Genomic DNA, 15,973 nt, shown 5'->3' on the forward strand with positions numbered 1-15,973 from the left:
GGGAAACGGCGTTCTGCGTTACGACGACAGCGCTCAGTCTTCGAGACGCGCGGTGTGCTCGGCCAGGGCCACCGCGCGGAACATGGCGCGGCGCTTGTTGATGGTTTCTTCCCACTCCAGCGCCGGCACCGAGTCGGCGACGATGCCACCGCCGGCCTGCACGTGCAGTTCGCCGTTCTTGATCACCGCGGTGCGGATGGCGATGGCGGTGTCCATGTTGCCGTTCCACGCCAGGTAGCCCACGGCGCCGCCGTAGACGCCGCGCTTGACCGGCTCCAGCTCGTCGATGATTTCCATGGCGCGGATCTTTGGCGCGCCGGACAGGGTGCCGGCCGGGAGGATCGCGCGCAGGGCGTCCATCGCGCTCAGCTCGGGCTTGAGCTGGCCGTTGACGTTGGAAACGATGTGCATGACGTTGGAGTAGCGCTCGATGACCATCTGCTCGGTGACCTTCACCGAACCGGTCTGCGACACGCGGCCGACATCGTTGCGGCCCAGGTCGATGAGCATCAGGTGCTCGGCGATCTCCTTGGCGTCGGACAGCAGGTCCTGCTCCAGGGCGCGGTCGGCTTCCTCGGTGGCGCCCCGCGGGCGGGTGCCGGCGATCGGGCGCACGGTGACCTCGCCGTCCTCCACGCGCACCAGCACCTCCGGCGAGCTGCCCACCACGTGGAAGTCGCCGAAGTTGAAGAAGTACATGTAGGGCGTCGGGTTGAAGCAGCGCAGCGCGCGGTACAGGTCGATGGGCGCGGCCTTGAAGTCGATGGACATGCGCTGCGACGGCACCACCTGCATGCAGTCGCCGGCCAGGATGTATTCCTTGACGGTGTCCACCGCGCGCTCGTAGTCCTCGCGGGTGAAGCTGGCGCGGAACTGCGGCTCGGGCGCGTTGACCGCGGCGAAGTCCAGGCCCTTGCGCGGGGTGATCGGCTGGCGCAGGCGCTCCAGCAATTGCTCCAGGCGCGCCAGGCCCTTGTCGTAGGCGTCCGCCTCGGCCGGGTCGGCGAGGACGATGGCGTGCAGCTTGCCGGCCAGGTTGTCGAAGACGACCACGGCGTCGGAAACCATCAGCAGGATGTCCGGGTTGCCCAGCGGGTCCGGGTTCGGGCACTGCGCCAGGCGCGGCTCGACGTAGCGCACGCAGTCGTAGCCGAAGTAGCCGACCAGCCCGCCATTGAAGCGCGGCAGGCCCGGCAGGGTCGGCACGCGGTAGCGCTCCTTGAACTGCTCGACGAAGGCCAGCGGGTCCTCGCAGTCGAAGCGTTCGCTTTCCACGCCGTCGACGCTGACGCTCACGCTGTGGCCGTACACCCGCAGCACGGTGCGGCACGGCAGGCCGATGATGGAGTAGCGGCCCCACTTCTCGCCGCCCTGCACCGATTCCAGCAGGTAGCTGTTGGCGCCGTCGGCGAGCTTCAGGTAGATCGACAGCGGGGTGTCGAAGTCGGCGAGGGTTTCGCAGGTCAGGGGAATGCGGTTGTAGCCTTCGGCGGCCAGCCGCTGGAATGCGTCGCGGTTCATGAGCGGTCTCGAGCAGTGATTCGGATCGGGCGGTGCAAACGGGCGCCGGGAAGTCCGGCCGGAGGAATGTCAGGCGCGCCAGCGCCAGCGGGCCAGGGCCTTGATGACTTTCATCCAGAGTTTGCGGGGAGCCGTATCCAGCACGTTGGGGTCTCGATGGGCGGGGTTGGAACCGTCGTCCGGCAACACTATCGCTTTGCCCGGGTCGAAGCAAGGCAGCAGTTGGCGCAGGTCATCCAGCACCAGGCTCGGCTGTTCCTCGGCGATCGGCCGGCCGTGGTTGTAGCCGTAGGTCAGGCCGACGCTGCGCACGCCGGCGGCCTTGGCGGCCAGCACGTCGTTGCGCGAATCGCCGACGAACAGCGCTTCGCCCGGCGCGACGCCGGCGGCCTTCATCACGAACAGCAGCGCGGCCGGGTCGGGCTTCTGCTGCGGCAGGGTGTCGCCGCCGACGATCCAGCGGAAGAACTTGCCCAGGCCCATCTCGTCCAGCAGCGGGGCGACGAAGCGCTCGGGCTTGTTGGTGATCAGCGCCAGCTCCACGCCCTGTTTCTTCAGCCACTTCAGGGTGTCCACCACGCCCGGGTAGACCTCGGTGAGCGCGTGGCTGCCGGCGTAGGCGTCCATGAACAGCGCCAGGGCGCGTTCGGTGTCTTCCTCACCGACGCCGTCATGCTCGATGCCGCCGGCCAGGGCGCGGCGCACCAGGACCCGGGCGCCGTTGCCGACCCAGTGGCGCACCTGCTCCAGCCCGGCGGGAGCCCGGCCCATGGCGAGCAGGGCCTTGTCCACCGCGGCGGCGAGGTCCGGCACCGAGTCCACCAGGGTGCCGTCCAGGTCGAACATCACCAGGCGCGGCAGGCGCCCGGCGAACAGCGCTTGGGCGGCGCTCATCACTTGCCGACCTGCGCCAGCTCGGCATGCATGGCGCGGATGACCTCGGCGTAGTCGGGGGCGTTGAAGATGGCCGAACCGGCGACGAAGGTGTCGGCGCCCGCCGCGGCGATCTCGCGGATGTTCTTCACGTTCACCCCGCCGTCGATCTCCAGGCGGATGTCGCGGCCGGAAGCGTCGATCAGCGCGCGCGCCTCGCGCAGCTTGTCGAGGGTGCCGGGGATGAACTTCTGCCCGCCGAAGCCGGGGTTCACGCTCATCAAGAGGACCATGTCGATCTTGTCCATCACGTACTTGAGCGCGTCCAGCGAGGTGGCCGGGTTGAACACCAGGCCGGCCTTGCAGCCGCCGTCCTTGATCAGTTGCAGGGAGCGATCGATGTGCTGGCTGGCTTCGGGGTGGAAGGTGATGTAGGTGGCGCCGGCCTCGATGAAGTCGCCGATGATGCGGTCCACCGGGGATACCATCAGGTGCACGTCGATGGGCGCGGTGACGCCGTACTTGCGCAGCGCCGAGCAGACCATCGGGCCGATGGTCAGGTTCGGCACGTAGTGGTTGTCCATCACATCGAAGTGGACGATGTCGGCGCCGGCGGCGAGCACCTTGTCCACGTCCTCGCCCAGGCGGGCGAAGTCGGCGGAGAGGATCGACGGGGCGATGGCGTAGGGTTGCATGGCGCACCTCTGTGGGCGGAATCACGGATGGCGCGCATTGTAGCCGCTCGGAGCGAGCGAGGGGGATCGAGGCAATGGTTGTAGGAGCGAGCCTGCTAGCGAACATTGGTTCGCGAGCAAGCTCGCTCCTACAAAGAGCAGAGGATCAGGTGGTGGGCGCGGTGCGCAGTTTCTCGCTGCGGCCGCGCAGCCATTCCAGGGTCAGCAGGAGCAGGACCGAGAAACCGATCAGCAGGGTCGCCGCGGCGGCGATGGTCGGGCTGAGGTTCTCGCGAATGCCGCTGAACATCTGGCGCGGCAGGGTGGCCTGCTCGGGGCCGGCGAGGAACAGCGTCACCACCACTTCGTCGAACGAGGTGGCGAAGGCGAAGAGCGCGCCGGAGATCACCCCCGGGGCGATCAGCGGCAAGGTCACCTTGAAGAACGTCAGCACCGGCGGCGCGCCGAGGCTGGCGGCGGCGCGCACCAGGTTCTGGTTGAAGCCCTGCAGGGTCGCCGACACCGTGATGATGACGAAGGGTACGCCCAGCACCGCATGCACGATGATCAGCGAGATGTAGCTGTTGCCCAGGCCCAGCGGGGCGAAGAACAGGTAGGCGGCCACGCCGATGATCACCACCGGGACCACCATCGGCGAGATCACCAGGCTCATCACCAGGGCCTTGCCGCGGAACTCGCCGCGGGTCAGGCCGATCGACGCCAGGGTGCCGAAGACCATCGCCAGCAGGGTGGCCGCCGGGGCCACGATCATGCTGTTGGTCAGCGAGCGCATCCATTCGGCGCTGTGGAAGAAGTCGGCGTACCAGCGCAGCGAGAAGCCCTGCAGCGGGTAGACCAGGAAGGTGCCGGAGTTGAACGACAGCGGCACTATCACCAGCACCGGCAGCACCAGGAACAGCAGCACCAGGCCGCAGAGGATGCGCAGGGTGTAGAACCACACGCGCTCGACCGGGGACATGTAGGGACTCAGCATCTTCTTTTTCTCCTCAGCCCAGGCGCAGGCGGCTCGCGCCCACCAGCCAGCCGTAGATCACGTACAGCACCAGGGTGGCGAACAGCAGCAGGCCGCCCAGGGCCGTGGCCATGCCCCAGTTGATGGTGGTGTTGGTGTAGAAGGCGACGAAGTAGCTGACCATCTGGTCGTTCGGGCTGCCCAGCAGGGCCGGGGTGATGTAGTAGCCGATCGACAGGATGAACACCAGCAGGCACCCGGCGCCGACGCCGGCCACGGTCTGCGGGAAGTAGACCTTCCAGAAGGCGGCGAACGGGTGGCTGCCCAGGGAGATGGCCGCCCGCATGTAGCTGGGCGAGATGCTCTTCATCACGCTGAAGATCGGCAGGATCATGAACGGCAGCATGATGTGCACCATGGCGATGTAAACGCCGGTGCGGTTGAACACCAGTTGCAGCGGCTGGTCGATCAGGCCCAGCTTGAGCAGCGCGCCGTTGATCAGCCCGCCGGACTGCAGCAGCACGATCCAGGCCGCCACGCGCACCAGGATGGAGGTCCAGAACGGCAGCAGCACCAGGATCATCAGCAGGTTGCTCTTGCGCGTCGGCAGGTTGGCCAGCAGGTAGGCCAGCGGGTAGGCCAGCAGCAGGCAGATGATGGTGATCACCGCGCCCATCCAGAAGGTGCGGGCGAAGATGTCCAGGTAGATGGACTGGTCCGGGGTGGCCGGGGCCAGTTCGCCGAGGTCGTCGATGCGGTGGTCGAGGGCCGCGAGCAGGTAATAGGGGGTGATGCTGCTGGCGTTGCGGCGGATCACCTGCCAGTAGGCCGGATCGCCCCAGCGCTCGTCGATGGTCTCCATGGCGTCCTTGTAGGAAGCCGGTTGCTCCTTGAACGGCAGGGCGCGGGCGGTCTTGGCCATCAGGCTGCGGTAGCCGGCCAGTTCCATGTTCAGGCGCTTGGAGAGGTCACCGATGGTCTGATTCTTGCGCGCGGCATAGAGGTCTTCGCTCAGGGCCTGGTAGACCGCGTCCGGCGGCAGCGACTTGCCGTCCCAGGTGGTGATGGCGTTGACCGTCTTGGGCAGCGAGCCGACCACTTCGGGGTTGTACACGCTCTTGTAGAGCAGCGCGGCGATCGGCACCAGGAAGGTCAGCAGGAGGAACAGCAGCAGCGGCAGGACCAGCGCCTGGGACTTCAGGCGGTTCATCCGCTCCGCACGCGCCAGGCGCTGCTTCAGGGTGGGGCCGGCGACCTCGTTCAAGGACACAGCGGTGGCCATAGCGAACTCCGGTAAAACGGGCCGCCCGCGAGGGCGGCCAAGGTGTGGTGTATCGGGTGTGTCACGGCGAGCGCCGCCGCACCGGGCGCTTTCCCCGGCGGGAGCGGCCCGCAGGGCCTGCGGGCCGTGGCGACATCGCCGCGGTTGCCGCCCGTGCGGGCGGCGGGGCCTGCCTTACTTGGCGGCCCAGGCGTTGAAGCGCTGTTCCAGCTGCTCGCCGTAGTCGGCCCAGAAGGTCACGTCCATGCCCACCTGGTTGGCGATGTTTTCCGGGGTGGTCGGCATGTTGGCCTGCACGCCCTTGTCCAGCAGGCTCACGGTGTTCTTGTTCACCGGGCCGTAGGCGATGTTCTCGGCGTAGATCTTCTGCTGCTCGGGCTTGACCGAGAAGGCGATGAACTTCAGGGCCTCTTCCTTCTTCTTGTCGCCTTTCGGGATGGCCCAGGCGTCGAAGTCGTAGATGCCGCCGTTCCACACGACCTTCAGGTTGCTTTCCTTCTGCACCGAGGCGATGCGGCCGTTGTAGGCCGAGCTCATCACCACGTCACCGGAGGCGAGGTACTGCGGCGGCTGGGCGCCGGCTTCCCACCACTGGATGCTCGGCTTGATCTCGTCGAGCTTCTTGAAGGCGCGGTCCTGGCCTTCCTTGGTGGCCAGCACCTTGTACACGTCCTTGGGCGCGACGCCGTCGGCCATCAGGGCGAATTCCAGGGTGTACTTGGCGCCCTTGCGCAGGCCGCGCTTGCCCGGGTACTTCTTCAGGTCCCAGAAGTCGGCCCAGCCGGTGGGGGCGGTCTTGAGCTTGTCGGCGTTGTAGGCCAGCACGGTGGACCACACGAAGAAGCCCACGCCGCAGTTGCTCACGGCGCCCGGAACGTAGTCCTCGGCCTTGCCGAGGATGGCCGGGTCGATTTCCTCGAACATGCCTTCGTCACAGCCGCGGGCCAGTTCCGGCGACTCCACCTCGACCAGGTCCCAGGTCACGCTGTTGGTGTCGACCATGGCCTTCACCTTGGCCATCTCGCCGTTGTACTCGCCGGCGACGATCTTGTTGCCGGTGGCTTTCTCGAAGGGCTGGTAGAAGGCCTTGGCCTGGGCATCCTTGTTGGCGCCGCCGAAGGAGATCACGGTCAGGTCGGTGGCCGCCATGGACTGCGCGGCGCAGGCCAGGCCGAGGGTCAGCGCGGCGAGCTTGAGGCCGGTCTTCGACGGGTGGAACGGGGACTTCGACATTATTCTTCTCTCCACAGTGTGCTGGTTTGTTTTTCTTCGAATCAGGCCGCCGAGAGCGGGTCGAGGGCACGCACGTGCTCCACGGCCCAGCCCAGCGGTACCACATCACCCACGCCCAGCGCGGGGTCGAGCTCGGCGATCGGCTGCTTGACGAAGAAATCGGTGCGGCCGCAAACCTCCAGGCGGATGCGCACGTGGTCGCCAAGATAGATGAACTCGGCCACACGGCCGGAGAAGCGGTTCACGCAGCTCTCGCTGTGCCCGTTCAGGCGCACCCGCTCGGGGCGGATCGACAGGCTGACGGCGTCGCCGGGCTGGCCGACGTTGACCGCCAGCGCCTCGACCTTCTCGCCGCGCGCCAGTGTCACCACGCAGCGCTCACCGTCGTGGCTGTGCAACTGCCCGGCGATACGGTTGTTCTCGCCGATGAAGTTGGCCACGAAGGAGTTGCGCGGGTGTTCGTAGAGTTCGTGGGGCGGTGCGATCTGCTGGATCTCGCCCTGGTGGAAGACCGCCACGCGGTCGGACATGGTCAGCGCCTCGCCCTGGTCGTGGGTCACGTAGACCACGGTCACGCCCAGGCGCTGGTGGATGTGCTTGATCTCCATCTGCATGTGCTCGCGCAGCTGCTTGTCGAGCGCACCCAGGGGTTCGTCCATCAGCACCAGCTGCGGCTCGAAGACCAGCGCCCGGGCCAGGGCCACGCGCTGCTGCTGGCCGCCGGAGAGCTGCGCCGGGTAGCGCCCGCCGAAGGCGTCGAGCTGGACCATGGACAGCGCGCGCTTGACGCGCTCGGCCACGTCGGTCTTGCTCATGCCGCGCACCGACAGCGGGAAGGCCAGGTTCTCGGCCACGGTCATGTGCGGGAACAGGGCATAGTTCTCCGATGTCGCGCTTGTGCGGGGGGACGTTGTTGATGGAGCGGCCGGCCAGCTGGATCTCGCCGGAGGTGGGGGTTTCGAAACCGGCCAGCATCATCAGGCTGGTGGTCTTGCCGGAACCGGACGGGCCCAGCAGGGTGAGGAATTCGCCCTTGCGAATATCCAGGTTGAGGTCTTTGACGATGAGTGTCTCGCCGTCGTAGCTCTTCTGGACGCCACGGAAGCTGACCAGCACATCGTTCGCCTGAGTCTCGGCCATAACCGCACCTTTTGTATTTGTAAGAAATTGCCGTGAAGCAAGACTAGAGAAGCCTGCGGTGCGCGCAAATCGGGCGGGAAGAGAAGTTGTTATAAGGGTAGAAGAGGATCGCCTGTAGGGCGATCCCTACACGAAAAGTGTGGCTATCAGTCGCAGAAAGCCGGTGCCGCATTGGTTGCGACACCGGCATATCCAATAGCGACCGTTTGCCCGCTCCGGAGCGGAGCGAAGCAGATCGCGCAGCGTCTCAGCGCTTGGCCCAGTCCTGGAAGCGCTTCTCCAGGGCGTCGCCATGCTCGGCCCAGAAAGCCACGTTCATGCCCAGCGCGTCGGCCATGTTGGCCGGCGCCGTGGGCAGGTTGGCGGCCACCTGCGGGTCGAGCTGTTCCACCGCCTTGCGGTTGGTCGGGCCGTAGGCGATGTTCTGCGCGTAGACCTTCTGCTGCGCCGGCTGGCTGGCGAAGGCGATGAACTTCTCCGCCAGCTCCTTCTTCCACACCCCGGACGGCAGCGCCCAGAAGTCGAAGTCGTAGATGCCGCCGGCCCAGGCCATGCGCAGGCCCTTCTGCTCGGGCTGGGCCGCGGCGATGCGGCCATTGTAGGCGGAGCTCATGACCACGGTGCCGTCGGACAGGTCGCGCACCGGGTCCTGCCCGGACTTCCACCAGTGGATGTAGGGCTTGATCTCGTCGAGCTTGCGGAAGGCGCGGTCGACGCCGCCCTGGGTGCCGAGCACCTGGTAGACGTCCTTGGGCGCCACGCCGTCGGCCATCAGGGCGAATTCCAGGCTGTACTTGGCGCCCCAGCGCAGGCCGCGCTTGCCCGGGTACTTCTTCAGGTCCCAGAAGTCGGCCCAGCCCTGCGGCTTGCCCTGCAGCTTGTCCTGGTTGTAGGCCAACAGGGTGGTCCAGACGAAGACGCCAACACCGCAGGGCTGCACCGCGCCGGGCACGTAGTCGGCGGGGTCGCCGATCAGGCGCTGGTCGAGCTTCTGGAACAGGCCTTCCTGGCAGCCGCGGGCCAGTTCCGGCGCCTCCACCTCGACCACGTCCCAGGACACATGGCTGATCTCCACCATCTGCCTGAGCTTGTCCAGGTCGCCATTATAGGAGCCGTGCACCACCGCCGTGCCGGTGGCCGCCTTGAAAGGTTCGTAGAAGGCCTTCTCCTGGGCCGCCTTGTTGGCCCCACCGAAGGAAATCACCGTCACGTAGTCCGCCAGCGCCGGCGTGGCGACAGTCCCCAGCAGGCCGGCCAGCAGCCCGCCCCGTACCGCTCGCAACAACATCCCTTTTCTCCTTGTTCTGATGAGATACCCCACTGAGCGGGCAATGATTCCCTTTCGCCAGCCGGCGAGGTAGCCGGGCGTTGCAAAAACCGGAAGGGACTCACATAAGCGCTGGCGGAATCACCCCGCCGCGCACCAGCTCAGACCAGCTTGTGCTCCACCGCATACTTGACCAGGTCGGCCACCGAGTGCGCGCCGAGCTTCTGCATCAGCCGCGCCTTGTGGGTGCTGATGGTCTTGCTGCTGACCGCCAGGTGCTGGGCGATCTCGTTCACGCCCTCGCCCTTGACCAGGCGCTCGAACACCGAGAACTCGCGCTCGGACAGCAGCGCGTGGGGCGGCCGCGAGTCGGTCAGGCCGACCTCGAAGACCATGCGGTCGGCCAGTTCGGGGTCGATGTAGCGGCCGCCGCTGGCGACCTTGCGGATGGCGGTGAGCAGTAGCGCCGGGTCGCTGTCCTTGGTGGCGTAGCCGGCGGCGCCGATCTTCAGCGCGCGGGCGGCCATCTGCACCTCGTCGTGCATGGACAGCATGAGGATCGCCGGCGGCTCGTTCAGCGCGCGAATCCGCGGGATGGCCTCCAGGCCGTTCATGCCGGGCATGGAGATATCCAGCAGGACCACCTCGCAGGGCACCTGGCGCAGGGTTTCGAGCAACTGCTCGCCGTTGGTGGCCTCGCCCACCACCTGCAGGTCCTTGGCCATGCCGATCAGTTGCTTGATGCCCTCGCGGACGATGGTGTGGTCTTCGGCCACCAGTACTCGAATCACGCTGCCCTCCCCGAACAGACAAAACCGCGCCGGCCCTTCACGCCTCCGGCAACTCCCCCGCATCCAGCGGCACGCGCACCCGCAGGCTGCTGCCCTCCCCCGGCTGGCTGTCGATCTCCAGCTCGCCACCGAGCATCAGTACGCGCTCGCGCATGCCGACCAGGCCGAAGGAGCTGCCGCCCCAGGCCGCCGCGGTATCGAAGCCGCGGCCATCGTCGCTGATGCTCAGGCAGAGTTCGTCGCCCTCCACCCGCAGGGCCAGTTCGACAGTATGCGCCTGTGCGTGGCGCATGACATTGGTCAGCGCCTCCTGGAGGATGCGGAACAGCCCGATGGCCTTGGCGTCGCCGAGGCGCGGCGGGTTCTCCGGCACCTCCACCAGGCAGGGGATGCCGGTGCGCGTCTCGAAGCGCCGCGCCTGCCACTCCAGCGCAGAGCCGATGCCGGCGTCGAGGATCGGCGGGCGCAGGGCCGAGGCCACGTCGCGCACCAGCTGGAACAGTTGCGCGATGAGCTTCTTCATGTTGCCCAGGCGTTCGCTCAGGCCCGGGTCCAGCTCGCCGTAGCCCAGCTCGCACATGGAGGTTTCCAGCTTGAGCACGGTCAGCACCTGGCCCAGCTCGTCGTGCACTTCCCGGGCAATGCGCGCCTTCTCTTCCTCGCGCACGCTCTCCAGGTGCGCCGACAGCTCGCGCAGCTGCGCCCGTGATTGCGCCAGCTCCAGTTCGATCTGCTTGTTCTCGCTGATGTCCCAGACCACGCCGTCCCAGGCCAGCCGGCCGTCCTCCAGATGCCGGGCGGTGGCCTTGATGTCCACCCAGCGCGGCTCGCCGGAACGGGTGAGGATACGCCCCTGCCAGTGCCAGTTCTTGCCGCCGGCCACCGCTTCCAGCTGGCTGGCCAGGTAGCCGTCGCGGTCCCCCGGATGCACCAGGCCGAGGATGCCCAGGCCGCTTTCGCGCAGGTAGCCGGGGGAATAGCCCAGCGAGGCCTCGCTGCCGCCGCTGATGAAGCTGAGGTGGGCGAAGTCGGAGCCGCCCGGGGCGCTGGGCTCCAGGCGGAACACCAGGCCGGGGACGTTGGCGGCGATGCCCTGCAGGCGCGCTTCGCTCTCTTCCAGGGCGGCGCGGGCACGGCGGCGCTCGGTGGCATCGTTGAGGAACACCAGCAGGTATTCCGAGCCGCCGAAGCGCAGGAAACTCAGCGACACCTCCGCCGGCAGCCACTGGCCGTCGGCGCGGCGCAGGTGGCTTTCGAAGCTCAGCGGGCCCTCTTCGCTGTTGCGCGCGCGGCGCCAGAGGTCGAGCCAGGCGTCCATGCCCAGGCTGGGTTCGAAGTCCGCCAGGGGGCGCTCTATCACCTCGCCGGGGCATAGCCGAGCATGTCCTCGGCGGCGCGGTTGGCATAGCGCACGTGGCTGTCCCAGTTGACCCAGAGGATGCCCACGGTGCTGCTGTCGATGGCGAACTGGGTCAGGCGCAGGGCTTCCTCGGCCGCCTGGCGCAGCTCCATGTCGCGGCGCGCGGCGAGCAGGCGCTGCTCCAGCACGTTGCGCTGGCGGCGCAGCCAGAGCGCGGTGGCCAGGGCCAGGACCAGCAGCAGGCCGAGGAGGATGCAGAGGTTCTGCCAGAAGCCGGGGGACTGCCCCAGGCGCGGGTACTGCGGCTGCAGCCAGCGCTCGTGCAACTGGTCCAGTTGCTTGGCCGGCAGGGCGCGCAGGCTGGCGTCGAGGATGCCGGCCAGTTCCGGCAGGTCGCGGCGGGTGGCCAGGCGCAGCAGCTGTGGATAACCGATGTCGGCCACCACGCGGAAACCGGAGAACTCGACCTCGCGGCTGAGGCGGGCCAGGTGCGCCTCGTCGACCACCGCGTAGCCGGCGTCCTGGCCGAGCACCCGGCGCAGGGCTTCGCGGTCGCTGTCGGTGAGTTGCAGGGCGAGGCTCGGGTAGGTCCCGCGCAGGTAGTCGGACACCGGCCCCGGGCCGCGCAACGCCACGGGTTCGAGCTCGCCCAGGCGCTCCAGTTCGACGGAGCCGGGGCCGTCGCGGAAGCCGATGAGCAGGCGCGGCACCCGCAGGTAGGGGTCGGAGAACAGCCAGTCGCGCAGGCTGCCGGGGGTCTGGCCGAGCCCCGGCGCCAGGTCGACTTCTCCGGCGCGCGCGGCACGCTCCAGTTCGTCCTGGTCGGCATAGACGCGCCACTGCAGGCTCACCTGCAGCGCGCCGGCGATCCAGTCGAGCAGCTCGACGTGGGCGCCGGAGAGCTGCTGCAGGCGCCGGTCCTGCTGGGCGTAGGGCGCATCCAGGACCACGCCGACGCGCAGCTGCGGGTGCGCCTGCAGCCAGGCGCGCTGGGCGGCATCCAGGGGCACGCCGGCCGGCACCTCCTGCGCCGCGCCCCACAATGGAATGCACAACAGGAACGCCGCCACGGCGCTCCACCACAGTCGTCCCATGCCCGCTCCCCGAGAAAAAAGCGCAGCTACATTACCCCATGGCGAGGGGAACCCGGTAAGGCCGGCGCCTGACAAACCAGGAACAAGGGATTAGTCTGGCCGTTTTGCCAGGCCTGCCCGAGCCATGCAAGGAACCCGCCCCATGCCCCGTCCCGCACAGCCTACCCGCCTCGCCCTCTGCCTGGCCCTGAGCCTGGCGCCCCTGGTTCCGGGCTGGGCCGAAGACGCACCGGCCAGCCCGCCCGGCCCGGCGGTGGCGCCGGCAACGCCCGCTCGCCCGGCCCTGGAGGAGCGCAGCCAGGACGAAGCCAGCGCCCTGCAGCAGCGCCTGCCGCAGAAGCAGCAACAGACCTTGCAGGCCGGCGAGGAAAGCTTCCTCGCCCTGTGGCTGCCGGCCAACGCGCCCCAGGCCGAGGGCGTGGTGATCATCGTCCCCGGCGATGGCGAGAACCCCGACTGGCCGGTGGCCGTGAGTCCACTGCGGCGCAAGCTGCCCGATGCCGGCTGGCAGACCCTCGCCCTCAGCCTGCCCGACCCGCAGGACAGCCAGCCGGTGCCGCGCAAGGAAAGCCCGGACAAGGCCGCCGCCGACAGCGATGCCGGTGCCAGCAGCAAGGACGTCCAGGGCGAAGCCGGCGCCGCCACGCCCACCCCGGAAAGCACCGCCGAGGCCGGCAGCGGTGAGCCGGCCCAGGCCAGCAGCGAGGCGCCACCGGCGCCGGACCCGGCCATCGAGCGGCGCAAGGCCTATGCCGACCGGGTCATGGCACGCATCCAGGCCGGCCTCGACTTCGCCCTGCAGGACAAGCCCAAGAGCATCGTCCTCCTCGGCCACGGCACCGGCGCCTACTGGGCGGCGCGCTACCTGGCCGAGCGCGAGCCCGGCGAGGTGCACAACCTGCTGATCGTCGACGCCGAGGTGCCGCGGGACTTCCGCCCGCCGCTGGAGGACATGGTGCCGCGCCTGCAACTGGCCACCGGCGACTTCTATTACAAGGACAGGCGCACCGACCGCGACGCCGCCAAGGCCCGCCTGCAGGCGAGCCGGCGCGAAACCGGCAAGACCTACGTGCAGGTCGGCATGAACGCCCTGCCGGCCGACCGCGCCACCGAGCAGGACCAGCTCTACCGGCGGATCCGCGGCTGGCTGTCGCTGCACATCAAGCAGGCGTCGGCCGAGTAGGCGGGCCCGCCGCGACGAAACGGCAACGGGCGTCAGCGGAAACCGCGACGCTCGCGCACCACGGCATAGGCCTGCTGGATCTCGCGGGTCTTCTCGGTGGCGGCGGCGATGCGCGCCTCGCCGGCGCCGGCCAGCTTGTCCGGGTGGTGCTGGCTGATCAGGCGGCGGTAGGCGCGCTTGATCTCCTCCACCGGGCTGTCGTCCTCCACCCCCAGCAGGCGCAGAGCCTGGCGATAGCTTTCCGCACGGCTCGGCGACGCGCGCAGGGCCTCGACGCCGGCGGCCAGGGACAGCACAGTGGCGCGCGGCAGGCCGAAGCCCTCGCCCCAGCGCAGGATCAGTGCCTTCTCCGCCGCGCTCGGCGCGCCGGCCGCCCAGGCCATGCGCCAGCAGGCCTGCAGCAGGCCGTCGACGCTCGGCCGCTGGCCACGGTACTGGCTGATGCCCTCCTCCAGGCGCGGCCCGCCCTGCTTGCCGCGCCCGAAGGCGTCGATGGCACGCAGCCGCCCGGGCTCGTCCAGGCCCATGCGCAGCATCTCCGCGCGGGCCTGCTGGATATGCGCGTCCAGCACGCGGCCACGGCTCTTGGCCAGGCGGCCGAGCAGGAGGAACAGCAGCTCCTCCTCCGACACCCGTGCGCCGCCACGCAGCTCGTCGAGGAACTCGCGCCAGCCGCGCCGGCGCAGGCGACGGTCGAGCACCTGCCCGAGCAGGCCGCCGAGCATGGCCCCGGGGATGCTCGCCAGCGCCCAGCCGGCGACTATGCCTATCAGGGTGCCCGGCCAGAACATTCAGCCGGCCGCCAGCAGACGTTCGACTTCGGCCAGGCGCTCGTGGGTGCCGACGTCCACCCAGCGCCCGCGGTGCAGCTCGCCACTGACACGCCCGGCCGCCATGGCCTCGCGCAGCAGCGGCGCCAGCTTGAAGGCGCCGCCCGTGCAGCCGTCGAACAGCGCCGGGTGCAGCACGGCGATGCCGCTGTAGGTGTAGCTGGGCTCGCCCTCGCGGTAGTCGCTGGCGCGCCCGCCCTCCAGGCGGAAGTCACCCCGGGCGTTGTGCCCCGGGTTGTCCACCAGCACCAAGTGCGCCAGGTCGCCCTCGGCCAGCGCGCCCTGCAGGCGCGCGTAGTCGAAGTCGGTCCAGATGTCGCCGTTGACCAGAGCGAAAGGCGCCTCGCCGAGCAGCGGCAGGGCACGGAAGATGCCGCCGCCGGTCTCCAGCGGCTCGCCCTCGGCGGAATAGCGGATGCCGACGCCGAAGCCCGAGCCATCGCCGAGGTAGTCCTCGATCTGCTGCCCCAGCCAGGCATGGTTGATCACCAGGTCGTGGAAACCGGCGCGGCGCAGGGCCAGCAACTGGTGCTCGATCAGCGGCCGGCCGCCGGCCGGCACCAGCGGCTTGGGCGTGTGCAGGGTCAGCGGGCGCAGGCGCTCGCCCTTGCCGGCGGCGAGGAGCATCGCCTTCATGGCACCACCGGTTGCGGCAGCTCGGCGAGCAGCGCACCCAGGTCGGCCAGCTCGGGCCGGCGGGCGACGACGCTGTCGAGGTAGCGGAAGAAACGCGGCACGTCTCCCAGGTAGCGCGGCTTGCCGTCGCGGTGGCAGATGCGCGCGAAGATGCCGATCACCTTCAGGTGACGCTGCACGCCCATCAGGTCGCTGGCGCGGAAGAATTCCTCGAAGGTCGGCGGCAGCGGAATGCCGGCGGCCTGGGCCTTGCGCCAGTAGCGGCTGAGGCCGTCGTGCACGCGCGGCTCGGGCCAGCTGAGGAAGGCGTCCTTGTACAGGCAGGTGACGTCATAGGTCACCGGCCCGTAGACGGCATCCTGAAAATCCAGGATGCCGGGGTTCGGCTCGCTGAGCATCAGGTTGCGCGGCATGTAGTCACGGTGCACCAGCACCCGCGGCTGCTCCAGCGCGCTGGCCACCAGGCGGTCGCAGGTGCGCTGCCAGCGCGCCAGTTGCTCGCCCTCCAGCTCGATGCCCAGGTGACGGCCCAGGTACCACTCGGGGAACAGGCCCAGCTCGCGGCGCAGCAGCGCCTCGTCGTAGGCCGGCAGGCGGCCTTCGGCCGGCACCCGCTGGAAGGCCACCAGGGCGTCCAGGGCGTCCTCGAAGAGTTCCTCGGCATTCTGCGGGTTGAGCACGTCCAGGTAGGTCTGGCGGCCCAGGTCGTCGAGCAGCAGCAGGCCCTGCTCCAGGTCCTGGGCGAGAATCCGCGGCACGTGCACCCCGGCCTCGGCGAGCATGCCGGCCACCTTGACGAAGGGGCGGCAGTCTTCCTGGGGCGGCGGCGCGTCCATGACGATCAGCGTGCGGCCCCCGCCCTGCCAGCGGAAATAGCGGCGGAAGCTGGCGTCGCTGCTGGCCGGGGTGAGCTCGGCGGGCGGCACCGCCCCCCATCCCTCGGCACTGAACACTACGGGTAAACAAGAGTCCAACCAGCGATTCAGAAGCTGGTAACGGGCATCCTCAGACATCTTTTGGGGTTCTCCACGGCCCTAGCCGTTGCGCGGGTCATGCTTTATTATCCAGCATCTTTTTGAGCCCATCGAGTGGCTATGGCCGATCTGGCCGATGGCT

General features: G+C 68.8%; 12 protein-coding genes and 2 pseudogenes. 1 reads left to right on the forward strand and 13 read right to left on the reverse strand.

The window, feature by feature from the left end; all coding sequences use genetic code 11:
- Nucleotides 1-33: 33 nt before the first annotated feature.
- The 10 genes and pseudogenes from trpE to PKO50_RS27855 form a co-directional block, all read right to left on the reverse strand.
- Entirely contained in the window at nt 34-1,521 is a 1,488-nt protein-coding gene (gene trpE, locus PKO50_RS27810; protein ID WP_109931806.1) for an anthranilate synthase component I, read from the reverse strand.
- Between the two features lie 69 nt (nt 1,522-1,590).
- Entirely contained in the window at nt 1,591-2,415 is an 825-nt protein-coding gene (locus PKO50_RS27815) for a phosphoglycolate phosphatase (protein WP_275627832.1), read from the reverse strand.
- Nucleotides 2,415-3,089: a ribulose-phosphate 3-epimerase gene (gene rpe, locus PKO50_RS27820; RefSeq protein ID WP_275627833.1), complete on the reverse strand. Its 675-nt coding sequence runs from the start codon at nt 3,087-3,089 to the stop codon at nt 2,415-2,417. The genes PKO50_RS27815 and rpe overlap by 1 nt, the downstream gene beginning before the upstream one ends.
- Before the next feature lie 145 nt (nt 3,090-3,234).
- Nucleotides 3,235-4,062, reverse strand: a complete 828-nt coding sequence (locus PKO50_RS27825) for an ABC transporter permease (protein ID WP_074984321.1) — start codon at nt 4,060-4,062, stop codon at nt 3,235-3,237.
- A gap of 13 nt (nt 4,063-4,075) precedes the next feature.
- Nucleotides 4,076-5,323 (reverse strand): ABC transporter permease, encoded by a 1,248-nt coding sequence (locus PKO50_RS27830; RefSeq protein ID WP_109931801.1) that lies wholly within the window; start codon nt 5,321-5,323, stop codon nt 4,076-4,078.
- A 174-nt stretch (nt 5,324-5,497) separates the two neighbouring features.
- A complete protein-coding gene (locus tag PKO50_RS27835) occupies nt 5,498-6,556 on the reverse strand; it encodes an ABC transporter substrate-binding protein (RefSeq protein WP_275627834.1) in 1,059 nt (352 codons plus the stop codon).
- Nucleotides 6,557-6,597: 41 nt separating this feature from the next.
- A pseudogene (locus PKO50_RS27840) lies at nt 6,598-7,696 on the reverse strand (ABC transporter ATP-binding protein).
- Nucleotides 7,697-7,943: 247 nt separating this feature from the next.
- Nucleotides 7,944-8,981, reverse strand: a complete 1,038-nt coding sequence (locus PKO50_RS27845; protein WP_275630538.1) for an ABC transporter substrate-binding protein — start codon at nt 8,979-8,981, stop codon at nt 7,944-7,946.
- A gap of 143 nt (nt 8,982-9,124) precedes the next feature.
- Complete coding sequence (locus tag PKO50_RS27850) at nt 9,125-9,754, reverse strand: response regulator transcription factor (protein ID WP_109931797.1); 630 nt, start codon at nt 9,752-9,754, stop codon at nt 9,125-9,127.
- Nucleotides 9,755-9,791: 37 nt separating this feature from the next.
- A pseudogene (locus PKO50_RS27855) lies at nt 9,792-12,208 on the reverse strand (PAS domain S-box protein).
- Nucleotides 12,209-12,350: 142 nt separating this feature from the next.
- On the opposite strand from PKO50_RS27855, the gene PKO50_RS27860 reads away from it, so the two are divergent.
- Entirely contained in the window at nt 12,351-13,391 is a 1,041-nt protein-coding gene (locus PKO50_RS27860; protein WP_275627835.1) for an alpha/beta hydrolase family protein, read from the forward strand.
- A gap of 32 nt (nt 13,392-13,423) precedes the next feature.
- Here PKO50_RS27860 and PKO50_RS27865 read toward each other — a convergent pair whose 3' ends face one another.
- The 3 genes from PKO50_RS27865 to PKO50_RS27875 are packed head-to-tail and all read right to left on the reverse strand — an operon-like array spanning nt 13,424 to nt 15,870.
- A complete protein-coding gene (locus PKO50_RS27865) occupies nt 13,424-14,182 on the reverse strand; it encodes a DnaJ domain-containing protein (RefSeq protein WP_275627836.1) in 759 nt (252 codons plus the stop codon).
- On the reverse strand, nt 14,183-14,857 hold the full coding sequence (gene murU, locus PKO50_RS27870) for an N-acetylmuramate alpha-1-phosphate uridylyltransferase MurU (protein ID WP_109931789.1): 675 nt from the start codon (nt 14,855-14,857) through the stop codon (nt 14,183-14,185). It abuts the gene before it with no gap.
- Entirely contained in the window at nt 14,854-15,870 is a 1,017-nt protein-coding gene (locus PKO50_RS27875; protein ID WP_275627837.1) for a phosphotransferase, read from the reverse strand. Before PKO50_RS27875 ends, murU begins: the two co-directional genes overlap by 4 nt.
- Nucleotides 15,871-15,973: the final 103 nt, after the last annotated feature.

The sequence above is a fragment of the Pseudomonas sp. 273 genome (genome assembly GCF_029201425.1).
Taxonomy (GTDB): Bacteria; Pseudomonadota; Gammaproteobacteria; order Pseudomonadales; family Pseudomonadaceae; genus Pseudomonas; species Pseudomonas delhiensis.

Coding starts and splice junctions, on each gene's coding strand:
- trpE (WP_109931806.1), bottom strand. CDS start 1,521: ATGAACCGCGACGCATTCCAGCGGCTGGCCGCCGAAGGCTACAACCGC.
- PKO50_RS27815 (WP_275627832.1), bottom strand. CDS start 2,415: ATGAGCGCCGCCCAAGCGCTGTTCGCCGGGCGCCTGCCGCGCCTGGTG.
- rpe (WP_275627833.1), bottom strand. CDS start 3,089: ATGCAACCCTACGCCATCGCCCCGTCGATCCTCTCCGCCGACTTCGCC.
- PKO50_RS27825 (WP_074984321.1), bottom strand. CDS start 4,062: ATGCTGAGTCCCTACATGTCCCCGGTCGAGCGCGTGTGGTTCTACACC.
- PKO50_RS27830 (WP_109931801.1), bottom strand. CDS start 5,323: ATGGCCACCGCTGTGTCCTTGAACGAGGTCGCCGGCCCCACCCTGAAG.
- PKO50_RS27835 (WP_275627834.1), bottom strand. CDS start 6,556: ATGTCGAAGTCCCCGTTCCACCCGTCGAAGACCGGCCTCAAGCTCGCC.
- PKO50_RS27860 (WP_275627835.1), top strand. CDS start 12,351: ATGCCCCGTCCCGCACAGCCTACCCGCCTCGCCCTCTGCCTGGCCCTG.
- PKO50_RS27865 (WP_275627836.1), bottom strand. CDS start 14,182: ATGTTCTGGCCGGGCACCCTGATAGGCATAGTCGCCGGCTGGGCGCTG.
- murU (WP_109931789.1), bottom strand. CDS start 14,857: ATGAAGGCGATGCTCCTCGCCGCCGGCAAGGGCGAGCGCCTGCGCCCG.
- PKO50_RS27875 (WP_275627837.1), bottom strand. CDS start 15,870: ATGTCTGAGGATGCCCGTTACCAGCTTCTGAATCGCTGGTTGGACTCT.